The organism is Pseudomonas sp. MIS38 (genome assembly GCF_019891575.1).
GTDB classification, from domain to species: Bacteria; Pseudomonadota; Gammaproteobacteria; order Pseudomonadales; family Pseudomonadaceae; genus Aquipseudomonas; species Aquipseudomonas putida_A.
Map to the genome: position 1 here is coordinate 362386 of NZ_JAFLXF010000002.1, position 23924 is coordinate 386309.

Below are 23924 nucleotides of genomic sequence, written 5' to 3' on the forward strand. Positions count from 1 at the left end.
CGTCACGCAGATTGCCAGCGCCGCCGAGGAACTGTCGGCGGTCACCGAGCAGACCAGCGCCGGGGTCAACAATCAGAAAGTCGAGACCGACCAGGTCGCCACCGCCATGAACGAAATGGCCGCCACCGTGCAGGAAGTCGCGCGCAATGCCGAAGAGGCTTCCGAAGCCGCCGTGGCCGCCGACCAGCAAGCCCGTGAAGGCGACAAGGTGGTCGGTGAAGCCATCGCGCAGATCGAGCGTCTGGCCGTCGAAGTCGGTCACTCCACCGAAGCCATGGGCGAACTCAAGCGCGAGAGCGACAAGATCGGCAGCGTGCTCGACGTGATCAAGTCCGTGGCCCAGCAAACCAACCTGCTGGCGCTCAACGCCGCGATCGAAGCAGCGCGTGCCGGTGAGGCCGGGCGTGGTTTTGCGGTGGTTGCCGATGAAGTGCGCAGCCTCGCCCAGCGCACGCAGAAGTCCACCGAAGAGATCGAAGAGCTGATCGTCGGCCTGCAGAACGGCACCCAGCAAGTGGCGACGATCATGGACAACAGCCGCAGCCTGACCGACAGCAGCGTCGAACTGACCCGCCGCGCCGGTGGCTCACTGGAAAGCATCACCCGCACCGTCTCGGCGATTCAGGCGATGAACCAGCAGATTGCAGCGGCGGCCGAGCAGCAGAGTGCCGTGGCCGAGGAGATCAACCGTAGCGTGCTGAATGTGCGGGATGTGTCGGATCAGACGTCGGCGGCGAGTGAAGAAACGGCGGCGTCGAGTGTTGAGCTGGCGCGGTTGGGGACGCATCTGCAGATGCTGGTGGGGCGATTCAAGGTTTGAGGTGATCCGAAAACCTCGGTTCGCTCTGAACCGAGGTGATGCATTCGCGAGCAAGCCCGCTCCCACATTAGACCGCGTCCGCCTGGACAACTCGGTCAACTGTGGGAGCGGGCTTGCTCGCGAAGGCGCCAGATCAGGCGCTGAAAATTACAGGACCTGCCGCAGGAAAGCCTGCGCCCGCGGATCCTTCGGTGCATCAAAAAACTCCGCTGGGGAAGCATCTTCCAGCAGTTTGCCGTGATCGAAGAACAGCACCCGATCCGCCACTTCCCGGGCGAAACCCATTTCGTGGGTGACGCAGACCATGGTCATGCCTTCCACGGCCAGGTTCTTCATCACATCCAGCACTTCGCCGACCATTTCGGGGTCGAGGGCCGAAGTCGGTTCGTCGAACAGCATCACTTTCGGGTCCATCGCCAGCGCCCGGGCAATCGCCACACGCTGTTGCTGGCCGCCGGACAGGCGTGATGGATATTCCCGAGCCTTCTGCGCAATACCGACCTTTTCCAGCAACGCCAAGGCCTTGGCCTCACTTTCCTTCTGCCCACGCTTGCGCACGACTTTCTGCGCCAGACAGAGGTTTTCCAGCACGGTCATGTGCGGGAACAGGTTGAAATGCTGAAAGACCATGCCGACTTCACGGCGGTAAGCGTTGACGTCGGTTTTCGGGTCGGCCAGTTGCAGGCCGTCGATGCTCACAGAACCCGAGTCGAATTCTTCCAGGCCATTGAGGCAGCGCAGGAAGGTCGATTTGCCCGAACCCGACGGGCCGATCACCACCAGCACTTCGCCCTTGGCCACCGTGGTGCTGACGTTATCCACAGCCCGGACTACCTGGCCACGGGTGTCGAAGACTTTTACCAGATCGCGGACTTCAATCACTTTGCGCGAGCCTCCGCTCAAGACGGCTGGCGATTTTCGACAGCGGCAGGTTGATCAACAGGTACAGGCCGGCGACGCAGAACAGGATTTCGAACGGCGAGAACGAGGTGGTGATGACTTCACGCCCGCTTTTCAGCAGCTCGGTAATCGCAATCACCGACACCAGCGAGGTGTCCTTGACCAGGCTGATGAACTGCCCGGCCAGCGGCGGCAGTACGCGTTTGAATGCTTGCGGCAGTACCACATGGCGCATCGACTGGCCGGCGCTCAGACCGAGCGAACGCGCCGCTTCGTTCTGGCCACGGGCAATCGACTGCACCCCGGAACGGATGATCTCCGCGACGTAGGCGCCGGTAAACAGCGACAGCGCGGCGATCCCGGCAAACTCGCGGGACAGGTTCATCACCGTGCCGATGAAGAAGTAGAAAATGAAGATCTGCACCAGCAGCGGCGTACCGCGCACCAGCTCGACGTAGATGCTCGACAGGTCGCGCAGGGTCGGGTTGCTCGACAGGCGGCACAGTCCGGTGACCAGACCGATCAGCAGACCGAGTACGCCGGACACCACCGACAGCCACAGCGTGGTCCAAAGGCCCCACAGCAGCGGCCCTGCCGCCCAATGCCGGGTCACGCCCACGACGTCGCCTTCCGCCACATCGTCGCCCTGAGCGAATTGCAGGCTGTTTTCGTCGACGGTCAGGTGCTGCTCGTCACCGGCGTCGTTGCGCAGGGTGACCTGCGCGCTACCGCCCTTGCGCACCAGCTCGGTGACGGTGGAGATATCGGTGGCACGCTGGGATTCTTCGGCCTGATAGGCGAAGTACTGCGGCACGCGGTTCCAGCGCCATTCGTAGGACATCAGCGACGTGGCGTAATACAACGCGCCCGCCAGGCCGACCAGCACCAGCACGGTCAGGACGTGCCAGGGCCATTGGGCTTTTTTCTGTTTCATTGCAGGTTCCGGATTTTGTGTTGCCTGGCAGGCCCTCTTCGCGAGCAAGCTCGCTCCCACAAGCTCAGTGCCGGACACAAAATTTGTGTTCACCTAAAACACTGTGGGAGCGAGCTTGCTCGCGAAGGAGACGACGCGGTCTGGCTGACCGGTGTTATTCCATGTCCTTGAGCCACTCGGTGCTCTTGAACCACTTGTCATGGATGCGATCGTAGGTACCGTCTTCGTGGATCTGGTGCAGGCAGTTGTTGATGAAGTTGATGCTGTCGTAATCACCCTTCTTCAGACCGAAGGCCAGCGGCTCGTAGGTGAACGGCTTGTCGAGGAACACCAGTTTGCCGGCGCCGACCTTGTTCACCGCGACCACGTTGTACGGCGCGTCGTAGATGAAGGCGTCGGCCTTGCCATTGACCACGTCGAGCACGGCTTCCTGCTCGTTGTCGTAGCCGTGGTACTTGGCCTTGGCGATCAGCTTCTTGGCGACCATCTCACCGGTGGTGCCGAGCTTGGAGGTGATGCGATAGTCGGCGGTGTTCAGGTCTTTATAGGACTTGATGGTGCCTTCCAGCTCCTTGCGGATCAGCAGGGTCTGGCCGACCACGATGAACGGTTCGCTGAAGTTCAGGCGCAGGTTGCGCTCCTGAGTCAGGGTCATGCCGCTGCCGATCATGTCGAACTTGTCGGTCATCAGGGCCGGGATGATCCCGTCGTAACCGGTGGACACCAGCTCCAGCTTGACCCCCATGGCCTTGGACATGGCTTTGAGGATGTCGACTTCGAAGCCGATGATCTCGCCGCGCTTGTTGGTCATTTCGAACGGCATGTAGGTCGGATCCATACCGACTTTCAACGTGCCGCGCTTGACCGCGTCATCGATTGCACCGGCGTGCGCCGCATTGACTGCAACCAGTGCCGTGACGCCGACCAGCAGCATCGACAGATACTTCTTCATCTTCAAGTCCCCAAAACCATTGCAATTGCGGCGCGAAAACCGACTGAAATGGACAAGATCGTCCGGGCGCGCCAATTCGGGGACGGATGCTAACGCACTCGATTTTTTGCACAAGGTTTTATGGACGATTTGTTTAACAATCAAGGGACACCCCTCACCCCAGCCCTCTCCCCAGAGAGGAGAGGGGGAAAGGGAGCCGATAGGGGAAATATTCGAAAGCTAAGTTCGACTCGATTTCTCAGGTCGATGCAACTCGAATATCCAATCCGGTCAGTCCCCTCTCCCTCCGGGAGAGGGTTAGGCGGGCGGCGTTCCGATGAGGGGGCTTTTCAGCGCCATAAAAAAACCCCGCTAGTTAGCGGGGTTTCTTCATCAGGCCGGTTGCGCCTGCAAGCTCACAGGCTTGAGTGGCAACAGCGGCGCATGCGGATCGGCTTTCACCGAAGCACGCCAGGCATCCAGCCATTCCTTGTGATCTTCGGACCAGACCAGCTCGTGCAGACGCGCCAGGGCCACCGGATCGCTCAGCAGTTGCAGGCGATCATGGTTGCTCAGTGCCGCCGGGCCAGCCTTCAGGGCGTGACGTACACGTTCCTGACGCAGCCATTCGATCGGCTCGGCCTGACCGTGACGGGCCGTCGCCAGCGAGCACGCCAGGGCGTTCTGCTGCGGATCGACCACGGCGCGGATGAAGCCGTCGTTCAGCGCGTGCCAGCGGTTCTCGTGGGTGTACTGATCGGTCGCCAGCAGCGCCTGTGGCGGATTGTATTCCTCTGGGATGAGGAACAGGCTCTCGTCACGGGACTTGAGGCCCAGACCGACACGGCTGGAAATCACCGACACCGGGATCGACAGCATCAGCGAACCGACGATCGGCACCAGCCACCACAGGAAGCTCGGGTTCAGCCAGATCACCAGCAGCGCCCAGCAGAAGCCCAGCAGGGTCTGCGGACCGTGGCGCTTGACCGCCTCGCTCCATGGCGTGGAGTCGTCGTCACGCTGCGGCGAGTTCCAGGTCGCGGCCCAGCCGAGGAACGCGGCGAGGACGAAACGGGTGTGGAAAATCATCCGCACCGGCGCCAGCAGCATGGAGAAAAGCATCTCCAGCAGCATCGACAGGGTCACCTTGAACTTGCCGCCGAACTCTTTCGCGCCCTTGGCCCAGATCAGGATAATGCTCAGCAGTTTCGGCAGGAACAGCAGCACGATGGTGGTCGAGAACAGCGCGATCGCCTTGTCCGGGTGCCATTGTGGCCACAGCGGATAGAGCTGACGCGGTTCCAGGAAGTACTGCGGCTCCATCAGCGTGTTCACCGCCAGCAGCGCGGTCGACAGCACCAGGAAGAAGAACCACAACGGCGCCGACAGGTAAGACATCACGCCGGTGAGGAACACCGCGCGGTGCACCGGGTGCATGCCTTTGACCAGGAACAGGCGGAAGTTCATCAGGTTGCCGTGGCACCAGCGACGGTCACGCTTGAGCTCGTCGAGCAGGTTCGGCGGCAACTCTTCGTAACTGCCCGGCAGGTCGTAGGCAATCCACACGCCCCAACCGGCACGGCGCATCAGCGCGGCTTCAACGAAGTCGTGAGACAGGATCGCCCCGGAGAACGCACCTTTGCCCGGCAACGGCGCCAGGGCGCAGTGGTCGATGAACGGCTTCATGCGGATGATCGCGTTGTGACCCCAGTAGTGGGATTCACCCAACTGCCAGAAGTGCAGACCGGCGGTGAACAGGGGGCCGTAAACGCGGGTGGCGAACTGCTGCATGCGTGCATACAGGGTGTCCATGCCCGACGCACGCGGCGCGGTCTGGATGATCCCGGCGTCCGGCGTGGCTTCCATCAGGCGTACCAGACTGGTCAGGCACTCGCCGCTCATCACCGAGTCGGCGTCGAGCACGACCATGTACTTGTAGTCACCGCCCCAGCGACGGCAGAAGTCGTCGAGGTTGCCGCTCTTGCGTTTCACACGGCGGCGACGGCGGCGATAGAAGATCTTGCCGAAGCCCTTGGCTTCACGGCAGACGTCCAGCCAGGCCTGTTGCTCGGCGACGCAGATATCGGTGTCGTTACTGTCGCTGAGGACGAAGAAGTCGAAGCGATCCAGATCACCGGTAGCGGCGACCGATTCGAAGGTGGCGCGCAGACCGGCGAATACCCGGGGCACGTCCTCGTTGCAGATCGGCATCACCAGCGCGGTACGGGCGTCTTTCGGAATCGGCTCGTTGCCCGCGCTTTTGCCGGAGATACGGTATTTATCGTGACCGGTGAGCAACTCGAGGAAGCCCATCAGCGCCGTCCAGAAACCGGCCGAGACCCAGCAGAACAGAATCCCGAAGAGGATCAGGATGCTGGTTTGCAGCGCATACGGCAGCACCTGCGTGGCGGTTTGCAGCAGCGGCTGGTGCAACACTTCGTCCAGATCGACGAACGACCAGCCCTGGTACGGCATGATGCCTTTCATGTACCAGCCGGCAACGATGGTCTGGCCGAGCATCAGCAGCAACAGAATGTAGCGACGGATCGAACCGACCGTGCGCCAGCGCGCCGCCGGCAAGACGTTTTCGTCCTTCGGCGGCTGCGGCGGGTTGGTGCGCCCGGTCAGGCGGCGCCAGCCACGCACCAGAATATTGGTGCGCCATGGCTCCGGCACGACTTTGGTCCGACGGATCGGCGGAGTCGCCTTCATGCTGACCCGACCGCTGGCGTCGAGCACCAGCATTTCCGCCTCTTCCAGCTCCTCGGCGGTGCTCAGGGTCAGGCGCTTGCCCACCGAAGCCTGGGCGGCTTCGGCAGGCGCGTCGAACGTCGGCGACGACAGACGCTGGTGCAGTTCGCTGAAGGACTGGCAGCCCGCGAGTTCCGCGCGCTGCTCGTCGGTCATCGGCAGATGCGCCAGATACTCGGACAGAGTCTCTGGCTGTACTTGAGAGTTACTCATCGGCAGGCAACTGATAGCTCCAGGTCTCGGTCAGGACTTCTTCAGTCGGTGCCGATTCCGGTGTGGCTGGGGCCGCGTTCGCAGCCGCTGGCTGCTTGGCGTCTTTGTTGGCCTTGTCCTTGGCATCTGCGGCTGGCTTGGCGTCGGCCTGTTTGGCCTCGGCTGCCTTGGCTTCCTTCTCGTCCTTCTCTTGTTGCTTGGCCGCGACCTTATCCGCCTTGGCCACCGACGAGTTCGACGCCGGTACCGAAGACTTGGCCAGATCAGCGGTGACCACTGGCTGTACCAGGGCAGCGCGCATCTCGGTGGACTTGCTCGCGTCCTTGATCTTCATCCGCAGGGTCAGGCGCCAGCCCTTGGTTTCCGGGTTGTAACGCACGCTGTTCTCGACCAGTTCGGCGTTATCGCCAACGCTGACCTGACTGCGCACGTCGGCATCCGGGGCCAGAGCCGCCAATGATGGACCTTCGAAGTCGACCAGGTAGGCAACGCTGCCATCCGGTTGACGGATCAGGTTCGACTGCTTGACGTCACCGGTCGAACGCAGGGTCTGCTTGACCCAGGCGCTGTCGGGGGCGTGAATCGCCGCTTCGTCCATGGTCCAGTGCAGGCGGTAGGCGAAGTCCAGCGGCTTGCCTGGCTCCGGCATGGTTTCCGGGCTCCAGAACGCAACGATGTTGTCGTTGGTTTCGTCGGCAGTCGGAATCTCTACCAGATCAACGGTGCCCTTGCCCCACTCGCCCTTCGGCTCGATCCAGGCGCTTGGGCGCTTGTCATAGCGGTCGTCGAGGTCTTCGTAGTGGCTGAAGTCGCGACCACGCTGCAGCAGACCGAAACCACGCGGGTTCTCGACGCTGAAGTTGCTCACGGCCAGGTGTTTCGGGTTGTTCAGCGGACGCCAGATCCACTCGCCGTTGCCGGCATGGATCGACAGACCGCTGGAGTCGTGCAGTTCACGACGGTAGTTGAGGACTTTCGACGGCTGGTTGGCGCCGAACAGGAACATGCTGGTCAACGGTGCGATGCCCAGTTTGCCGACCTTGTCACGCAGGAACATCTGCGCCTTGACGTCGACAATGGTGTCGCTGCCCGGACGCAGGATCAGGCGATAGGCACCGGTGGCGCGCGGCGAATCCAGCAGGGCGAAGATCACCAGATGCTTGTCACCCGGCTTCGGCTGTTGAATCCAGAACTCGCGGAAACGCGGAAACTCTTCGCCCGACGGCAGCGCGGTGTCGATCGCCAGACCACGGGCCGACAGGCCGTAGGTGTGGCCCTTGCCGACGACGCGGAAGTAGCTCGCGCCGAGCATGGTCATGATTTCGTCTTGCTTGTCGGCCTTGTTGATCGGGTACAGCACACGGAAACCGGCGTAGCCCAGTTGCTCAGTGGCTTTCGGATCGAACTTGAGGTCGCCGAAATCGAAGCGGGTCGGATCGTATTTGATCTCTTCGACGGTGTTCGCCGTGATTTCGTTGATTTTCACCGGCGTATCGAAGTGCATGCCCTGGTGATAGAAGGACAGCTTGAACGGTGTCTTCTGATCGGCCCACTCAGCCTTTTCGGTGAGGAAGCGGATTTTCTGATAATCCGCGAACTTCATGTCACGGAATTCGTTCGGCAGGTTGCTGCGCGGGGCTTCGAACTTCTGCCCGGCCAGCTCTTTAGCCTTGGCTGATACATCGTCAAGATTGAACGCCCAAAGCTGGCCGGCGCTGAGCAGGCACAGGAGCGCCGAGCCGGCTACCAGGGCACTTCGCATGCGTTTGGCAGACATTTTTGCTGCATTACAGGGACTAACAATCACGAGCAACCCTCGCCGAAAACAGATCAAAAAACCAACGGCCAGATTAAGTGCCTGTGGGGTTTTCGACTTTGAAAAGCCGACCTCCCAGCGCACCCTTGCCAAGTTGGCGAGCATTGTTCCGACTCCGCTGGGGCAAAATGATTCCCCAATCGGATCCAGACAAGTCTCTACCTAAGTCAAAAATGGAACAGCGAACGCTGATCCCCATAGCGCGCGATTATCTAGTAGCCCGCGTGACAACGCATCAGGGGTAACAAAGTATTTATCGCGAAAAACGCCTGTTTTCAGTCGAAAAGCCCTTGAAAAGGTGTTTCAAGGGCTTTCATGTCTGTAACAGGAAGGTTACCGGGCCATCGTTGACCAGGTGCACCTGCATATCCGCGCCGAATCTACCTGATGCCACAGTGCCATGCATCTGTTTCGCTTTGCTGAATAGATAGTCGAACAATTCCTCGCCCAATGCCGGAGGGGCTGCGGTCGAGAAACTCGGGCGCAACCCGCTCCTGGTGTCGGCAGCGAGGGTGAACTGAGAGACCAGCAGCAACCCGCCGCCCACATCCGCCAGGGACAGATTCATCTTGCCCTCGGCGTCACTGAATACCCGATAGTTAAGCAGCTTATGCAAAAGTTTGTCGGCACTGGTACGCGTGTCGTCGGGTTCGACCGCCACCAGCACCAGCAAACCCTGATCCACCGCGCCGACTGTCTCTCCCGCAACCTCTACCCGCGCACCGCGCACGCGTTGTAAAAGCCCCTTCATGCTTCTTCGGGCGGCAGGTCGAGCAAGCGACGGGCCATGTTGCTCGCGGCACGCACCAGCGCATCGGTGATGCCCGGTTCGGAGGCGGCGTGACCGGCGTCACGAATCACCTGCAGTTCGCTGTTCGGCCAGGCCTGATGCAGCTCCCAGGCGTTGTCCAGCGGACAGATCACGTCGTAACGACCGTGAATGATCACCCCCGGCAGATGGGCGATCTTGCCCATGTCGCGGATCAGTTGATTCGGCTCAAGGAACGCATTATTGGTGAAGTAGTGACACTCGATCCGCGCGATCGACAGGGCGCGCTGCGGTTCGGAGAAACGGTCGACCACCAGCGGGTTCGGCCGCAGGGTCGCGGTGCGTCCTTCCCACGTCGACCAGGCCTTGGCCGCGTGCATCTGAGCGATCTGATCGTTACCGACCAGGCGCTTGTGGAAGGCGCTGAGCAGATCGTCGCGCTCGTCCAGCGGGATCGGCGCGATGTAATCCTGCCAGTAATCGGGAAACAGACGGCTGGCACCGGCCTGATAGAACCACTCGATTTCCTGCGGACGGCAGAGAAAGATCCCACGCAGGATCAGACCGTGTACGCGCTCCGGGTGGGTTTGCGCGTAGGCCAGCGCCAGAGTCGAACCCCACGAACCGCCGAACAGCACCCATTTATCGATGCCCAAGTGCTTGCGGATACGCTCAAGGTCAGCGACCAGATCCCAGGTGGTGTTGTTTTCCAGGCTCGCATGCGGGGTGGAGCGTCCGCAGCCGCGCTGGTCGAAGGTGACAATGCGATACAGGTTCGGATCGAAATAGCGACGGCTCTGCGCGTCGCAACCGGCACCCGGGCCGCCGTGGATGAACACCACCGGCAAGCCTTCCGGCGAGCCGCTTTCATCGACGTACAGCGTGTGGGTGTCATCGACAGCCAGATCGTGCCGGGCGTGGGGTTTGATCTGCGGAAACAATGTCTGCATTGCGCGCTCCGTAAGGGGTCGAGGTCATCCCTGGGGGGACTTCTATTATTCTGCCGTCCGGCATCATAAACCCGATTTACGTCAATGAGCATGCCCGTACGCAGTCACAATTTTTCTGCTGCATACAAAACCTGTGGGAGCGGGCTTGCTCGCGAAAGCGCTGTGTCATTCAACGCATATGTTGCCTGATGCGCCGCCTTCGCGAGCAAGCCCGCTCCCACAGTGGGTTATGCGGTGTAGTGCGACTTTGCCCAGGCCAGCAGGCCCTGCAGCAACTCCTTGAGCACCACCCGCGTCGGCTCTGCCAGATCGGCGCGGTAGCGGAACGGTTCGAACTCTTCCATGTAGGTGCTCTGGCACAACTCCAGTTGCACGGCGTGGATGTTCTCGGCGGGGTTGCCGTAATGGCGGGTGATGTGGCCGCCCTTGAAGCGTCCGTTGAGCACGTGGCTGTAATGATCGTGACGGGCGCAAATGGCTTCGAGCTGTCCAGCAAGCTGTGGATCGCAACTGGCGCCGTTGAAGGTGCCAAGGTTGAAATCCGGCAGTTTGCCGTCGAACAGGTGCGGGATGATCGAGCGGATCGAGTGCGCGTCGAACAGCAGCGCATAGCCGAACTCGGCCTTCAACCGCGCCAGCTCTTGTTGCAGGGTGCGGTGATACGGCGTCCAGACCTGTTCCAGGTAGGTCGCGCGCTCTGATTTCGAGGGCTCGTGCCCTTCGCGGAACAACGGAATTCCATCGAACAGCGTCGCCGGGTACAGCCCGGTGGTGGCGCCGGCATACAACGGCTTGTCATCGGACGGACGGTTAAGGTCGATGACAAACCGCGAGTATTCGGCGGCCAACGTGCTGGCGCCCAGTTCCTCGGCAAAGTCATAGAGCTGCGGAATGTGCCAGTCGGTGTCCGGCAGGCTTTTCGCGTCCGCGATCAGCCCGGCTTCGACCGCTGGCGTCAGGCGCACACCGGCATGCGGCATGCTGATCAGCAGCGGTACGCGACCTTGTTTGAAACTCAGAACCTTATCCACAACCGCTCTCCTACAGACTTGATTCGACGCCGTGACGCACGACGCGTTTGTCCAGATCACCACCGAGCCAATAGGCCAGATCCGCCGGACGATCGATGTGCCAGGCGACGAAATCCGCGACCTTGCCGACTTCCAGCGAACCGTGGGTGTCAGCCATCCCCAACGCTTGTGCGGCATGAATGGTCGCGCCGGCCAGGGCTTCTTCCGGGGTCATGCGGAAGCAGGTGCAAGCCATGTTCAGCATCAGGCGCAACGACAGCGCCGGCGAGGTGCCGGGGTTGAGGTCACTGGCGATGGCGATCTTGACCTTGTGCTTGCGCAGGGCGTCCATCGGCGGCAGCTGGGTTTCGCGCAGGAAGTAGAACGCCCCCGGCAGCAGCACGGCGACGGTGTCGGATTTGGCCATGGCGATGGCGTCGTCTTCGTCCATGAACTCCAGATGGTCGGCAGACAACGCGTGATACCGCGCCGCCAGACTGGAGCCGTGCAGCGATGACAATTGCTCGGCATGCAGCTTCACCGGCAGACCGAGCTTTTGTGCGGTGATGAACACCCGCTCGACCTGCTCCGGCGAGAACGCCAGGTATTCGCAGAACGCATCCACGGCGTCGACCAGCCCTTCGGCGGCCAATGCCGGGAGCATCTCGGCGCAGATGTGCTCGATGTAGTCGTCAGCGCGATCCTTGTATTCCGGCGGCAGCGCGTGGGCGGCCAGACAGGTACTGCGCACACTGATCGGCAGTTCAGCGGCGAGCCGGCGAATCACCCGCAGGATCTTGCGTTCGCTGGCCAGATCGAGACCGTAACCGGACTTCATCTCGACCGTGGTCACGCCGTCGCGCATCAGGCTTTTCAGACGCTTGGCGGCGCTGGCGAACAGCTCGTCTTCAGTCGCTTCACGGGTGGCGCGCACGGTGCTGGCGATACCGCCGCCCTGCGCCGCGATCTCGGCATAGCTGACACCTTGCAGACGCTGTTCGAATTCGCCGCTGCGGTTGCCGCCGAACACCGTGTGGGTGTGGCAGTCGATCAGGCCGGGGGTCACCCACGCGCCTTGCAGATCGTTGACCGCCGGGTATTCGCCGGACGGCAGCAGATTGCGCGGACCGATCCACTCGATGTGCGCACCGGACGTCACGATGGCCGCATCCTCGATGATCGAGTAGACGCCCTGCGCCATGGTTGCGACGTGGCAGTGTTGCCAGAGGGTTTTCACTGTTGGCCTCCGTTGGAATTGGTTTGGTGGGGAGCCTTCAAAAGCCCCTCACCCTAGCCCTCTCCCGGAGGGAGAGGGGACTGACCGGGTTGTTCTGTCGAGATACATCGACCTGAGAATCTTGAGCCGAACTCCGGCTCTGAAAACAATGAAGATTGGCTCCCTTCCCCTTCTCCCCCTTGGGGGAGAGGGCTGGGGTGAGGGGGATCGATTTCAGCAACAACAAAACTCCCCCTGAAAAACACTTACAAACTAGGCAGCAATTTCGCCGGAACCAATTCGCTCAAGCAGCGCGAAGCCAACAACTCGGTCGCCGCATTGATGTCCGGTGCAAAGAAGCGGTCCTTCTCATAGAACGGTACTTCGCGGCGCAGAATCGCCCGCGCCTGTTCCAGTTTGGCCGAGGTCTTCAGACCGTTGCGCAGGTCCAGCCCCTGCACCGCCGCCAGCCATTCCACCGCAAGAATCCCGCGGGTGTTCTCGGCCATTTCCCACAGGCGCTTGCCGGCGGCCGGCGCCATCGACACGTGATCTTCCTGGTTGGCCGAGGTCGGCAGGCTGTCGACCGAATGCGGATGGGACAGCGCCTTGTTCTCGCTGGCCAGTGCTGCGGCGGTGACCTGAGCGATCATGAAGCCGGAGTTGACCCCGCCATTGGCCACCAGGAACGGCGGCAGTTGCGACATGTGCTTGTCCATCATCAACGAGATACGGCGTTCGCTCAGCGAGCCGATTTCAGCGATGGCCAGGGCCATGTTGTCGGCGGCCATGGCCACGGGTTCGGCGTGGAAGTTGCCACCGGAAATCACATCGCCTTCAGCGGCGAATACCAACGGGTTGTCGGAGACGGCGTTGGCTTCAACCACCAGCACGTCGGCGGCCTGACGGAACTGGGTCAGGCAGGCGCCCATGACTTGTGGCTGGCAACGCAAGGAGTACGGGTCCTGAACCTTTTCGCAGTTCTGGTGCGAATCGGACACTTCGCTGCGCTCGCCGAGCAGATCGCGATATGCGACTGCAGCATCGATCTGGCCTTTCTGGCCACGAGCGGCGTGAATACGTGCGTCGAACGGCGAGCGCGAACCGAGCACCGCTTCCACCGTCAGACCGCCAATAGCCAGCGCGCCGGCAAACAGGTCTTCACCTTCAAACAGACCGCGCAGGGCAAATGCGGTAGACACTTGAGTGCCGTTGAGCAGTGCCAGACCCTCTTTCGCCGCCAGGGTCAGCGGGGTCAGACCGGCGACTTTCAGCGCTTCGGTGGCTTCCATCCACTCGCCCTTGTAACGCGCCTTGCCTTCGCCCAGCAGCACCAGCGACATATGCGCCAATGGCGCGAGGTCACCGGATGCACCTACCGAACCCTTGAGCGGAATATGCGGATAAACCTCGGCGTTGATCAGCGCGATCAGTGCGTCGATCACCACGCGGCGGATGCCGGAGAAACCACGGCTGAGGCTGTTGACCTTGAGCACCATGATCAGGCGCACCAGTTCATCGCTGATCGGCTGGCCGACGCCGGCGGCGTGCGACAGCACCAGCGAACGCTGCAGGTTTTCCAGGTCTTCGCTGGCAATGCGGGTCGACGCCAGCAGGCCGAAACCGGTGTTGATACCGTAGGCGGTGCGGTTCTCGGCGAGGATCTGCTCGACGCAGGCGACGCTGGCCTCGATCTGCGCCGCAGCACTGTGGTCGAGGGTCAGCTTGACCGGTTGCTGATAGACATCACGCAGTTGGGCCAGACTCAGTTGGCCGGGAATCAGGTTCAGCGCAGTCATTAAAATGCTCCTTTTGAACATTGTTATTAACTACCAGTCGCTCCGGAGCATTCCGTTATCCGTCGTTTCTCGTCTTGTGGACGATCCGCGCCTTGGCACGCTGGTATGGGTAGTTGTCAGTGCAGATTCGGTAATACGTTGTGCAGCGCATTCGGGTGTTTCAGAACGCTGGCGGCGGCGGCGATATCCGGCGCCAGCCAGCGATCCTGATCGTAGGCCGGGACGGTTTCACGCAGCAGCCGCCACGCCCGATCAGTGCCCGCGCCAAAGCGCTGCTCCTTGAGGAATTCAAAGGCCTGCGCCGCCAGCAGGTACTCGATGGCGAGAATCTGCGTGCAGTTTTCCAGGGCGCGGTGCAGCTTCAGTGCAGCGCTGGTGCCCATGCTCAGGTGGTCTTCCTGCAGGCCCGAGGTGACGTAGTTGTCGAGCACTGCCGGTTGCGCCAGCTGGCGGTTCTCGGCACATAGCGAAGCGGCGACGTATTGCACGATCATCATCCCGGAGTTCACCCCCGGGTTGGCCACCAGAAATGCCGGCAGACCGCTGACGTGCGGGTTGACCAGACGATCGAGGCGGCGCTCGGCAATCGAGCCGATTTCAGCCATGGCAATCGCCAGCAGATCCGCTGCCATCGCCACTGACTGGCCGTGCGGGTTGGCCTGCGACATCACCCGGAAGTTGTCCGGCGTGCCCAGCAGCAACGGGTTATCGGTGCAACCGTTGAGTTCGGCTTCGACTTGTTTGATCGCGTGTTCCAGTTGATCACGCGCCGCGCCGTGCACCTGCGGGATCGAACGGATGCTCAGCGCATCCTGAGTGCGAACGCCTTTGCTCGTCGCGATCACTTCACTGCCATCGAGCAAGGCGCGCAGGTTGCTACCGACCTGCTGCATGCCGGGGTGCGGCTTGAGCGCGATGATCTCGGCGTCAAACGCGGCGATCTGCCCACGCTGCGCTTCGAAGCTCATGGCGCCGATCACGTCGGCCCATTGCACCAGACGCGTCGCGTCGGCAATCGCCAGGCAGCTGAGGCCGGTCATGCACGGCGTACCGTTGACCAGGCACAAGCCGTCCTTCGCGCCGAGTTGCACCGGTTGCAGGCCTTCTTCGGCCAGCGCCTGTTGCGCCGAAGTGATCTGCCCGCGATAGCTGACATTGCCCACGCCCAGCAGCGCGATGCCGATGTGCGCCATGTGCGTCAGGTAACCCACCGAACCTTGCGACGGAACCTGCGGGGTGATGCCGCGATTGAGCAGCGCCAGCAACGCTTCGACCACCCGCCGGTGAATGCCGGATTTGCCGTGGCTGTAGTTGTGGATTGCGGCGCAGATGATCGCGCGGGTCTGCTCATCAGGCAGCACCGGGCCGACGCCGCAGGCGTGGCTGAGCAAGGTGTTGCGTGAGAGCTGGCTGAGTTGTTCGTCCTTCAGCGAAACGTTGGACAGACCACCCAGACCGGTGTTGACGCCATAGGCACGCTCGCCGCTTTCGACGATGCGCTGGACGATGCCCTGAGCGTTTTCGATGCGCGCCCAGGTCTCGCTCGATAACTCCAGTTGCGCGCCGTGACGGGCGACGGCGACCACGTCCTGCCAACGCAGGGGGTTGCCGGTGATGATGATTTTTTCAGCCTGGGACATCTAAAACCTCATACCAATTCTTTGATACAAAACCTGTGGTGAGGGGATTTATCCCCGATGGGCTGCGCAACAGCCCCAAAACCTGCAGCCAGGATGTTTCAGGTGCACCGCATGCAATGTTTGGGGGCGGCTTCGCCACCCATCGGGGATAAATCCCCTCGCCACAAAGGCAATCCATTTCAGACTACTGCCGCCCGCCGCTGCACGAACCGGTCAACATACTCGTCTGCCGGCGAATGCAGGATCTCTCTCGGGGTACCAACCTGAATCAGGCGGCCATCCTTGAGGATCGCAATGCGATTGCCAATGCGCACGGCCTCGTCGAGGTCGTGAGTGATGAAGACGATGGTCTTGTGCAGGGTCTTTTGCAGCTCCAGCAACTGGTCCTGCATCTCGGCGCGGATCAGCGGATCCAGCGCACTGAACGCTTCGTCCATCAGAATGATGTCAGTGTCCGCCGCCAGTGCCCGGGCCAGGCCCACGCGCTGGCGCATGCCACCAGAAAGTTGGTGCGGATATTTGTTTTCGTAGCCTTTGAGGCCCACGGTGTTGATCCAGTGCAACGCGCGTTCAGCGCACAGTTGCTTGCTTTCACCGCGCACTTTCAGGCCGTAGGCGACGTTCTCGATCACGGTCTTGTGCGGCAGCAGACCGAAGCTCTGGAACACCATGCTGATCTTGTGCCGGCGAAATTCGCGCAGCGCTTCCATGTCGTATTGCAGGATGTCCACGCCGTCGACCAGGATCGCGCCGCTGGTGGGGTCGATCAGGCGATTGAAGTGGCGCACCAGGGTCGATTTGCCGGAGCCGGACAGGCCCATGATCACGAAGATCTCACCGGTGCCGATGCTCAGCGACAGGTCGTTGACCCCGACCACGCAACCGGTTTCGTTCAGCACCTGATCCTTGGTCTTGCCCTGGCCGACCATCGCCAGTGCGTCCTTGGCGCGGTTGCCGAAAATCTTGAAGACGTTTTTGACTTCGATCTTGCTCACGGTTGCGTTGTTCATTTGCTCACCTCATGCCGTGGCCGACCGTACGCCTGAGTAATGCGGTCGATGACCACCGCGAGAATCACGATCGCCAGACCGGCTTCGAGGCCGCGTCCGACGTTGAGGGTCTGAATCCCCACCAGCACATCTTCACCCAGGCCACGGGCGCCGATCATCGAGGCGATCACCACCATTGACAGGGCCATCATCGTGGTCTGGTTGATCCCGGCCATGATGCTTGGCAAAGCCAGCGGCAGTTGCACGCCGAACAGTTGCTGCCAGCGGTTGGCACCGAAAGCGTTGATCGCTTCCATCACTTCACCGTCGACCTGGCGGATGCCCAGATCGGTCAGGCGAATCAGCGGCGGCGCGGCGTAGATCACCGTGGCGAAAATCGCCGGGACCTTGCCCAGGCCGAACAGCATCAGCACCGGAATCAGGTACACGAAACTCGGCATGGTCTGCATGATGTCGAGCAGCGGCATCAGCACCGAACGCAGGCGGTTGCTGCGCGCCGAGAGAATCCCCAGCGGAATGCCGATCAGCACCGAAATGATCGTCGCGACCATCATCAGCGCCAGGGTCTGCATGAGTTTGTCCCACAGGCCGACAGCGCCCACCAGGAACAGCAGACCAACGATGACGGCGGTGGTCACGACTTTACGCGTGGCGTGCCAGGCGACCACGCCGACGATCGCCAGCATCAACCACCACGGTGCCGCACGCAGCAGGCCTTCGAGGTTGACGATGGCCCACAGCAGGGTGTCCGAGATGTGGCGGAACACATCACCGTAGTTGGTGACCAGCGAATCGACCCAACCGTTGACCCAGTCGGCGATGGAAAAGGTAAAGCTCTCGGGAAACATAAGCGGCTCTCAATCAGAAATCTCAATCAAGCGATTTACGGCATATCTCCCGGCCAGCCTCACGGTTGACCGGGAGGTATCGACCTACAGCGCCGCGTCGATTTTCTTGGCTGCGTCGTCACTGACCCACGCGTGCCAGACCTCAGGATGTTCCTTGAGGAAGATTTTCGCCAGCTTCGGCGACTCTATACGTTCCTTCGCCATGCGGCCCAGGTTCTGGTTCAGCAGGTCTATCGGCAGGTTGACCTTTTCCAGCACGGCCACCAGTTCCGGCGCCTGCTCGTGGAAGGTTTTCGACAGGCCGACCTTGATACTCACGCTCTTGTCGACACCCGGTTTTTCTTCGAGTTTGACCGCGTCGATCTGGCCCATCAGCGGGGTTGGCGACCAGTAATAAAACAGGATCGGCTCGCCACGCTTGTAGCTCGACAGCACCGCCGCATCCAGCGCAGGTCCTGTGCCAGGGCGGAAGTTGGTGTAGCTGTTTTCCAGACCATAGCTCTTGAGCATTTCGGTGTTGTCCAGCTCGCAGGTCCAGCCCGCCGGGCAGTTGTAGAAACGGCCCTTGGACGGTTCTTCGGCGTCTTTGAAAATGGCCGCGTATTTGCCCAGATCGGCGATGTTTTTCAGGTCCGGTGCTTTCGGCTCAAGCTTGCGCTTGGCGTCGCCTTCGATCACGTAGCGCGGCACGTACCAGCCTTCGATAGCGCCGACGATCGGGGCGCCAACACCGACGACCTTGCCGGCCTTCTCGGCCTTGTTCCAGACTTCGCTGCGGCCGACCCATTCTTCGGCGAACACTTGAATGTCGTTGCTGCTCAGGGCGTTCTCCATGGTGATGGAGTTGCCCGGCAGGCTGTCGGTCTTGCAGTCGTAACCTTTCTCCAGCACCACTTGCAGCACGTCGGTCAGCAGCATGCCGCTTTCCCAGTTCAGACCGGCGAATTTCACCGGTTTACCGGACTCGCACCAACCGGCTGCCTGAGTGGCACCGGCACTGGCCAGCAGGCCCATGGACAACAGTGTGGTGAGCAGGGTCTTGTTCGATTTCATTGTTGCGACGCTCCTAATCATGAATTGGCTTACGGCAGTCAAGAGGCATCCAGCCCTGTCCACGTCCAATCAGGCCTGCGCCGCAGCGCGCCCGGCCCCACTTTTTTCAGGTGGTACAACGCTGTTCTGCTCGACCGGCAGAATCAGTTGATCAGGCACCGAGCCGTGCCATTTTTTTGCGCACACGTAATAGAGGGCAGCAGGCAGCACCAGACCGATGATCCAGGAGACATCCACATCACCGAGGGCAGCCACCAGCGGGCCGGTGTAGAACTTGGTGGAGATGAACGGCAGCTGCACCAGCACGCCGAACACATAGACGCTGATCCCGAGCAGGTTCCAGCGCCCGTAGCGACCATTCGGATCGGCCAGCGCCGGCACGTCGTAGCGCTCGCGGGTGATGCAGTAGTAGTCGACCAGGTTGATCGCGCTCCATGGCGTGAAGAACGCCAGCAGGAACAGGATGAACGACTTGAACGCACCGAGGAACGAGTGCTGACCGAGCAAGGCGATCAGGGTTGCCGCGCCGACGATCACCAGCACGAACACCAGACGCTGCAGGCGCGACACCGTCAGATGTCCACGGAAGCCGCTGACGATGGTGGCGATGCACATGAAGCTGCCGTAGGAGTTCAGCGTCGAGATGGTCACCTTGCCGAACGCGATGCTGAAGTACAGCAGCGCCGCCGTGGCACCAGTGCCGCCCAGTCCGACGATGTAGGCCACTTCGTGACCGGCAAACTGGCCGTTGGCCGAAGCTGCCGCGAACACGCCGAGGACCATCGCCACCTGCGCGCCGATGACCGAACCTGCGCCAGCGGCAAAGAAGGTTTTCACCGAGGAAACCTTGCTCGGCAGGTAACGCGAATAGTCAGCCACATAAGGGCCGAACGCGATCTGCCAGGAGGCCGCGAGCGACACCGCCAGCAGGAAGCTGCTCCAGCTGAAGTGGCGGATCTGCAACAGTGCGCCCACATCCACCTGACTCAGCAGACGACTGAACAGATACACAAAGGCAATCACGCCGATGACACTGGCAACCCGGCCGATCCAGTGGATCACCCGATAGCCAAGCACCGTGACCACTACGATGACACTGGCGAACAGCAGGATGCCGACGGTGTCGCTGACGCCAAACAACTGGCCCAGCGCCTGGCCGGAAAGCACCGTACCGGTGGCGGTGAAGCCCAGGTACATCAGGCACACCAGCACGATCGGGATCGCCGCGCCGTAGACGCCGAATTGCACGCGGCTGGAAATCATCTGCGGCAGGCCCAGTTTCGGCCCTTGCGCCGCATGCAGCGCCATCACGCCACCGCCCAGCAGTTGACCGATCAACAGACCGATCAACGACCAGAACACATCACCGCCCAGCACCACGGCCAGGGCCCCGGTGACAATCGCAGTGATTTGCAGATTCGCACCCATCCACAGAGTGAACTGGCTCAACAGACGACCGTGTCTTTCCGCTTCCGGGATGTAGTCGATCGAACGCCTTTCGATCAACGGTTTGTTGCCTGCACGATCGGGGGTTACAGCCATGATTCAACCTCTGTGGATTGTTATTCGAGTTCACTGAGCGTCTTGCGCGGGGTGCTTTTGGTGGGAGCGGGCTTGCTCGCGAAGGGGCCGGCACATTCGAAACATGTGCTGATTGATCCAGCGCATTCGTGAGCAAGCCCACTCCCACCAAAAGCATTTCCCACAGAATTGCGTTTATTTACCGGTAATCATCGGCAGGTTCAGCCCCTGCTCCTTCGCACAATCGATAGCGATCTGGTAACCGGCATCGGCGTGACGCATGACACCGGTCGCCGGGTCGTTGTGCAGCACGCGCGCAATACGCTCGGCCGCTTCGTCAGTACCGTCGCAGACAATCACCATGCCCGAGTGCTGCGAGAAGCCCATGCCGACGCCACCGCCGTGGTGCAGGGAAACCCAGGTCGCGCCGCTCGCGGTGTTCAGCAGAGCGTTGAGCAGTGGCCAGTCGGACACGGCGTCGGAACCGTCCTGCATCGATTCGGTTTCGCGGTTCGGGCTGGCAACGGAGCCGGAGTCGAGGTGGTCGCGACCGATCACGATCGGTGCCGACAGCTCGCCGCTGCGCACCATTTCGTTGAACGCCAGACCGAGTTTGGCGCGCAGGCCCAGACCGACCCAGCAGATACGTGCCGGCAGCCCCTGGAAGCTGATGCGCTCACGGGCCATGTCCAGCCAGTTGTGCAGGTGCGCGTCGTCCGGGATCAGCTCTTTGACTTTGGCGTCGGTCTTGTAGATGTCCTGCGGATCACCCGACAGCGCCGCCCAGCGGAACGGACCGATGCCACGGCAGAACAGTGGGCGGATGTAGGCCGGTACAAATCCTGGGAAGTCGAACGCGTTCTCCACGCCTTCTTCTTGCGCCATCTGACGGATGTTGTTGCCGTAGTCGAAGGTCGGAATGCCTTGTTTCTGGAAGTCCAGCATCGCTTTGACGTGGACGGCCATCGACTGCTTGGCGGCCTTGATCACAGCGGCCGGCTCTGTCTTGGCGCGGGCGCGGTATTCGTCCCAGGTCCAGCCCGCCGGCAGGTAGCCGTTGAGTGGGTCGTGGGCGCTGGTCTGGTCGGTGACCATGTCCGGGCGCACACCGCGCTTGACCAGTTCCGGCAGAATTTCTGCCGCGTTGCCCAGCAGCGCGATCGAGATCGCCTTGCCTTCAGCGGTGTATTTGGCGATGCGCGCCAGGGCGTCGTCGAGGTCTTTGGCTTGCTCGTCGACATAACGGCTTTTCAAGCGGAAATCGATGCTCACCTGCTGGCATTCGATGTTCAGCGAGCAGGCACCGGCCAGGGTAGCGGCCAGTGGCTGAGCACCGCCCATGCCGCCGAGGCCTGCGGTCAGCACCCACTTGCCCTTGAGGTTGTCGTTGTAGTGCTGACGACCGGCTTCGACGAAGGTTTCGTAGGTGCCCTGAACGATGCCCTGGCTGCCGATGTAGATCCAGCTGCCGGCGGTCATCTGGCCGTACATGGCCAGGCCTTTGGCGTCGAGTTCGTTGAAGTGTTCCCAGCTCGCCCAGTGCGGCACCAGGTTGGAGTTGGCGATCAATACGCGCGGGGCGTTGCTGTGGGTCTTGAACACGCCGACCGGTTTGCCGGATTGCACCAGCAGCGTCTCGTCGTCGTTCAGATTGGTCAGGCTCTCGACGATCTTGTCGTAGCACTCCCAGTTGCGCGCAGCGCGACCGATGCCACCGTAGACCACCAGCTCTTTCGGATTCTCGGCCACTTCCGGATCGAGGTTGTTCATCAGCATGCGCAGCGGCGCTTCGGTCAGCCAGCTCTTGGCGGTCAGCTTGTTGCCGCGCGATGCACGGATTTCGACGTCACGTCTCTTTGTATAAACGGCAGTTGTAGGCTTATTGTCAGTCACGAAAAAGACTCCTCAGCGATCAATTCAAACCAACCCTGGCAGTGGGCAAGCAGCCTGCGCGCCTCAATGCGCGACAAGCGAATCAGTGGACGCTGCGGACTTATACGCATACGTCTTTACTTGTACATACAAGCATATGCAATCAAGCGGCCAACTTGCTGGAGGGGCGCTCAAGAAAAATTGCGGACAGGGCTGCAGAGCGCCTGAGACAAGGGTTACGGCGTGGATGAAAATTTTTGCGGGGAGGAATTGAGGATTCGGCGGATCGTTACGAACCCGTGGTTTTGCGCCACGCTGGGGCGTTCGGTAACAAGTTGGTGCGCCGAGGGAAACAGGAATTGAAATGCAATTGTGGTGAGGGGATTTATCCCCGATGGAGCGCGTAGCGGTCCCAAAAGGTCTGCTGCGCCGCCATCGGGGATAAATCCCCTCACCACAGGAGTGTTACCAGAGTTGGATCAGCGCGCGGTCAGCTCAATCACGCAGCACCCGGCATTGACGGCCACTTCAACCAGCCCGGTGTTACCGTCCAGTTGCAGGCAATCATGGCGGCCGAGTTGCGCAGTGTTGTCAGCAACCTGCACTTGCAGCAGCTCACTGACACTGAACACCAGCACCGTCGTCGCCGAGCTGAAAAACCGCTGCTCGCCTTCCAGCCACTGCAACCGCGCGCTGTAACGCTGTGGCGCGTAGATCAGGTTGAAGTCGCGGATCGCACCACCGAGCAAAGTGCAGGACACCTGGCTTTCGCCGCTGAACGCAAACGGATCCAGCGGTAACAATGGGCGAGTGTCATCGCCGTCGACACACAGGGTCATGCCATCGCCCTGCAGCACCGTAATCACTCGCTGGTAACCAGCAAAAGTCGAGAATCCACCGGACTCGGCAATGTCGGCAATCGACAGGCGCCAGCCGAAACCATCGAGGCCGGCACCCGCATCACGGGTAATCTCTTCGGTGCTGCCGCCGCCGTTTTTCCACGGCATGCGCGGGTAACCCTCGGCGCGTAAAACCTTTAAACCATTCATTTATGAAAGCGTCCTTCCAGACGATGACGGGAACCTGGGTGAATCAAACGCGCGGCGGTCACCGGCTGACGCCCCGACCACGTACGGCGACGGATCAGCAGGCAAGGCTCACCTTTTTCGATCTGCAGCAGCTTGCACTCGGACGGCTCAGCGAGGATCGCTTCGACGACGTGCTCGCCTTCGGTCAGTGGCGCGACCTGATTGAGATAGGCGTAAGGCGTCTGCAGGGTGAAATCCTGCTTGAGGTATTCCGGGGCGACCAGCGCGTTGACGAAACGGTCTTCGATTTGCACAGGAATGTCGTTTTCGTAATGCACGATCAGCGAGTGGAAGACCTTCTGCCCTTCGCGCATGTCCAGAGCCAGCGCGCGCTCGGAGCCGGCGGCCTCTTCTTCGAGGGTGATCACCTGACAGGTGTGGCGATGGCCACGGGAGGCAATTTCATCAGCGATGTTGTGCACTTCGAACAACGCAGACTGGCTCTTCGGTTCAGCGACAAACGTGCCTACACCTTGCATGCGCACGAGCAGGCCGTCGGCGGTCATTTCACGCAGCGCGCGGTTGATGGTCATGCGGCTGAAACCGAGCTGGCTGACCAGTTCGCTTTCCGATGGCACGCGGTAGTGCGGTGGCCAGTTACCGCTGTCGATCTGCTGGGTGATCATCTGTTTGACGCGGGCGTACAAGGGCGCCGGACTGTCGCCCAGGTTCGCGGCCAACGGAGAGACTGGAGGCGGAGTCGGCACGGTTGATCCCTGTTCATTGGATGAAGGTTGCTAGCTTGCCGGAGTTTACCGGGCAGGCAAACGTCTGTATATGTAT

General features: G+C 61.2%; 19 protein-coding genes. 1 reads left to right on the forward strand and 18 read right to left on the reverse strand.

Annotated features, from left to right (window positions below):
• Nucleotides 1–106 precede the first annotated feature (106 nt).
• Complete coding sequence (locus tag J1G18_RS28340) at nt 107–820, forward strand: methyl-accepting chemotaxis protein (RefSeq protein ID WP_371262571.1); 714 nt, start codon at nt 107–109, stop codon at nt 818–820.
• A 147-nt stretch (nt 821–967) separates the two neighbouring features.
• Here the strand turns inward: J1G18_RS28340 and J1G18_RS05150 are convergent, their stop codons facing one another.
• The 18 genes from J1G18_RS05150 to hutC all read right to left on the reverse strand — a co-directional run bounded on the left by J1G18_RS05150 (nt 968) and on the right by hutC (nt 23767).
• On the reverse strand, nt 968–1702 hold the full coding sequence (locus J1G18_RS05150) for an amino acid ABC transporter ATP-binding protein (protein WP_103520646.1): 735 nt from the start codon (nt 1700–1702) through the stop codon (nt 968–970).
• Nucleotides 1695–2654: an amino acid ABC transporter permease gene (locus J1G18_RS05155; protein WP_027611292.1), complete on the reverse strand. Its 960-nt coding sequence runs from the start codon at nt 2652–2654 to the stop codon at nt 1695–1697. Before J1G18_RS05155 ends, J1G18_RS05150 begins: the two co-directional genes overlap by 8 nt.
• Before the next feature lie 154 nt (nt 2655–2808).
• A complete protein-coding gene (locus J1G18_RS05160) occupies nt 2809–3606 on the reverse strand; it encodes a transporter substrate-binding domain-containing protein (RefSeq protein ID WP_223007182.1) in 798 nt (265 codons plus the stop codon).
• Between the two features lie 372 nt (nt 3607–3978).
• Complete coding sequence (gene mdoH / locus J1G18_RS05165; RefSeq protein WP_223007183.1) at nt 3979–6549, reverse strand: glucans biosynthesis glucosyltransferase MdoH; 2571 nt, start codon at nt 6547–6549, stop codon at nt 3979–3981.
• Nucleotides 6542–8326 (reverse strand): glucan biosynthesis protein G, encoded by a 1785-nt coding sequence (locus J1G18_RS05170; protein ID WP_167734086.1) that lies wholly within the window; start codon nt 8324–8326, stop codon nt 6542–6544. The genes mdoH and J1G18_RS05170 overlap by 8 nt, the downstream gene beginning before the upstream one ends.
• A 352-nt stretch (nt 8327–8678) precedes the next feature.
• Nucleotides 8679–9116, reverse strand: coding sequence for a D-aminoacyl-tRNA deacylase (gene dtd / locus J1G18_RS05175; protein ID WP_134785234.1), 438 nt, complete (start codon nt 9114–9116; stop codon nt 8679–8681).
• Nucleotides 9113–10084 (reverse strand): prolyl aminopeptidase, encoded by a 972-nt coding sequence (gene pip, locus J1G18_RS05180; RefSeq protein WP_003220824.1) that lies wholly within the window; start codon nt 10082–10084, stop codon nt 9113–9115. Before pip ends, dtd begins: the two co-directional genes overlap by 4 nt.
• A 227-nt stretch (nt 10085–10311) precedes the next feature.
• Nucleotides 10312–11115 (reverse strand): N-formylglutamate deformylase, encoded by an 804-nt coding sequence (gene hutG, locus J1G18_RS05185; RefSeq protein ID WP_098966787.1) that lies wholly within the window; start codon nt 11113–11115, stop codon nt 10312–10314.
• 10 nt (nt 11116–11125) lie between these two features.
• A complete protein-coding gene (gene hutI, locus J1G18_RS05190) occupies nt 11126–12331 on the reverse strand; it encodes an imidazolonepropionase (RefSeq protein ID WP_223007184.1) in 1206 nt (401 codons plus the stop codon).
• A gap of 245 nt (nt 12332–12576) precedes the next feature.
• Nucleotides 12577–14109 carry a histidine ammonia-lyase gene (hutH, locus tag J1G18_RS05195; protein ID WP_098966784.1) on the reverse strand — a complete coding sequence of 511 codons (1533 nt, stop codon included), beginning with the start codon at nt 14107–14109 and terminating at the stop codon, nt 12577–12579.
• A 116-nt stretch (nt 14110–14225) separates the two neighbouring features.
• Nucleotides 14226–15749 carry a histidine ammonia-lyase gene (hutH, locus tag J1G18_RS05200; RefSeq protein WP_223007185.1) on the reverse strand — a complete coding sequence of 508 codons (1524 nt, stop codon included), beginning with the start codon at nt 15747–15749 and terminating at the stop codon, nt 14226–14228.
• Nucleotides 15750–15928: 179 nt separating this feature from the next.
• Nucleotides 15929–16759: a glycine betaine/L-proline ABC transporter ATP-binding protein gene (locus J1G18_RS05205; RefSeq protein WP_047601084.1), complete on the reverse strand. Its 831-nt coding sequence runs from the start codon at nt 16757–16759 to the stop codon at nt 15929–15931.
• A complete protein-coding gene (locus tag J1G18_RS05210; RefSeq protein ID WP_007949591.1) occupies nt 16756–17607 on the reverse strand; it encodes an ABC transporter permease in 852 nt (283 codons plus the stop codon). Before J1G18_RS05210 ends, J1G18_RS05205 begins: the two co-directional genes overlap by 4 nt.
• An 84-nt stretch (nt 17608–17691) precedes the next feature.
• Entirely contained in the window at nt 17692–18660 is a 969-nt protein-coding gene (locus J1G18_RS05215; RefSeq protein ID WP_098966781.1) for an ABC transporter substrate-binding protein, read from the reverse strand.
• Between the two features lie 69 nt (nt 18661–18729).
• Nucleotides 18730–20202 carry a purine-cytosine permease family protein gene (locus tag J1G18_RS05220; RefSeq protein WP_223007186.1) on the reverse strand — a complete coding sequence of 491 codons (1473 nt, stop codon included), beginning with the start codon at nt 20200–20202 and terminating at the stop codon, nt 18730–18732.
• 174 nt (nt 20203–20376) lie between these two features.
• Nucleotides 20377–22074 carry a urocanate hydratase gene (hutU, locus tag J1G18_RS05225; protein WP_027611281.1) on the reverse strand — a complete coding sequence of 566 codons (1698 nt, stop codon included), beginning with the start codon at nt 22072–22074 and terminating at the stop codon, nt 20377–20379.
• A gap of 458 nt (nt 22075–22532) precedes the next feature.
• Nucleotides 22533–23102, reverse strand: a complete 570-nt coding sequence (locus tag J1G18_RS05230; protein ID WP_223007187.1) for a HutD family protein — start codon at nt 23100–23102, stop codon at nt 22533–22535.
• The gene (gene hutC / locus J1G18_RS05235; protein WP_230679353.1) at nt 23099–23767 is read right to left on the reverse strand and encodes a histidine utilization repressor; all 669 of its coding nucleotides are present in this window, start codon (nt 23765–23767) and stop codon (nt 23099–23101) included. The genes J1G18_RS05230 and hutC overlap by 4 nt, the downstream gene beginning before the upstream one ends.
• Nucleotides 23768–23924: the final 157 nt, after the last annotated feature.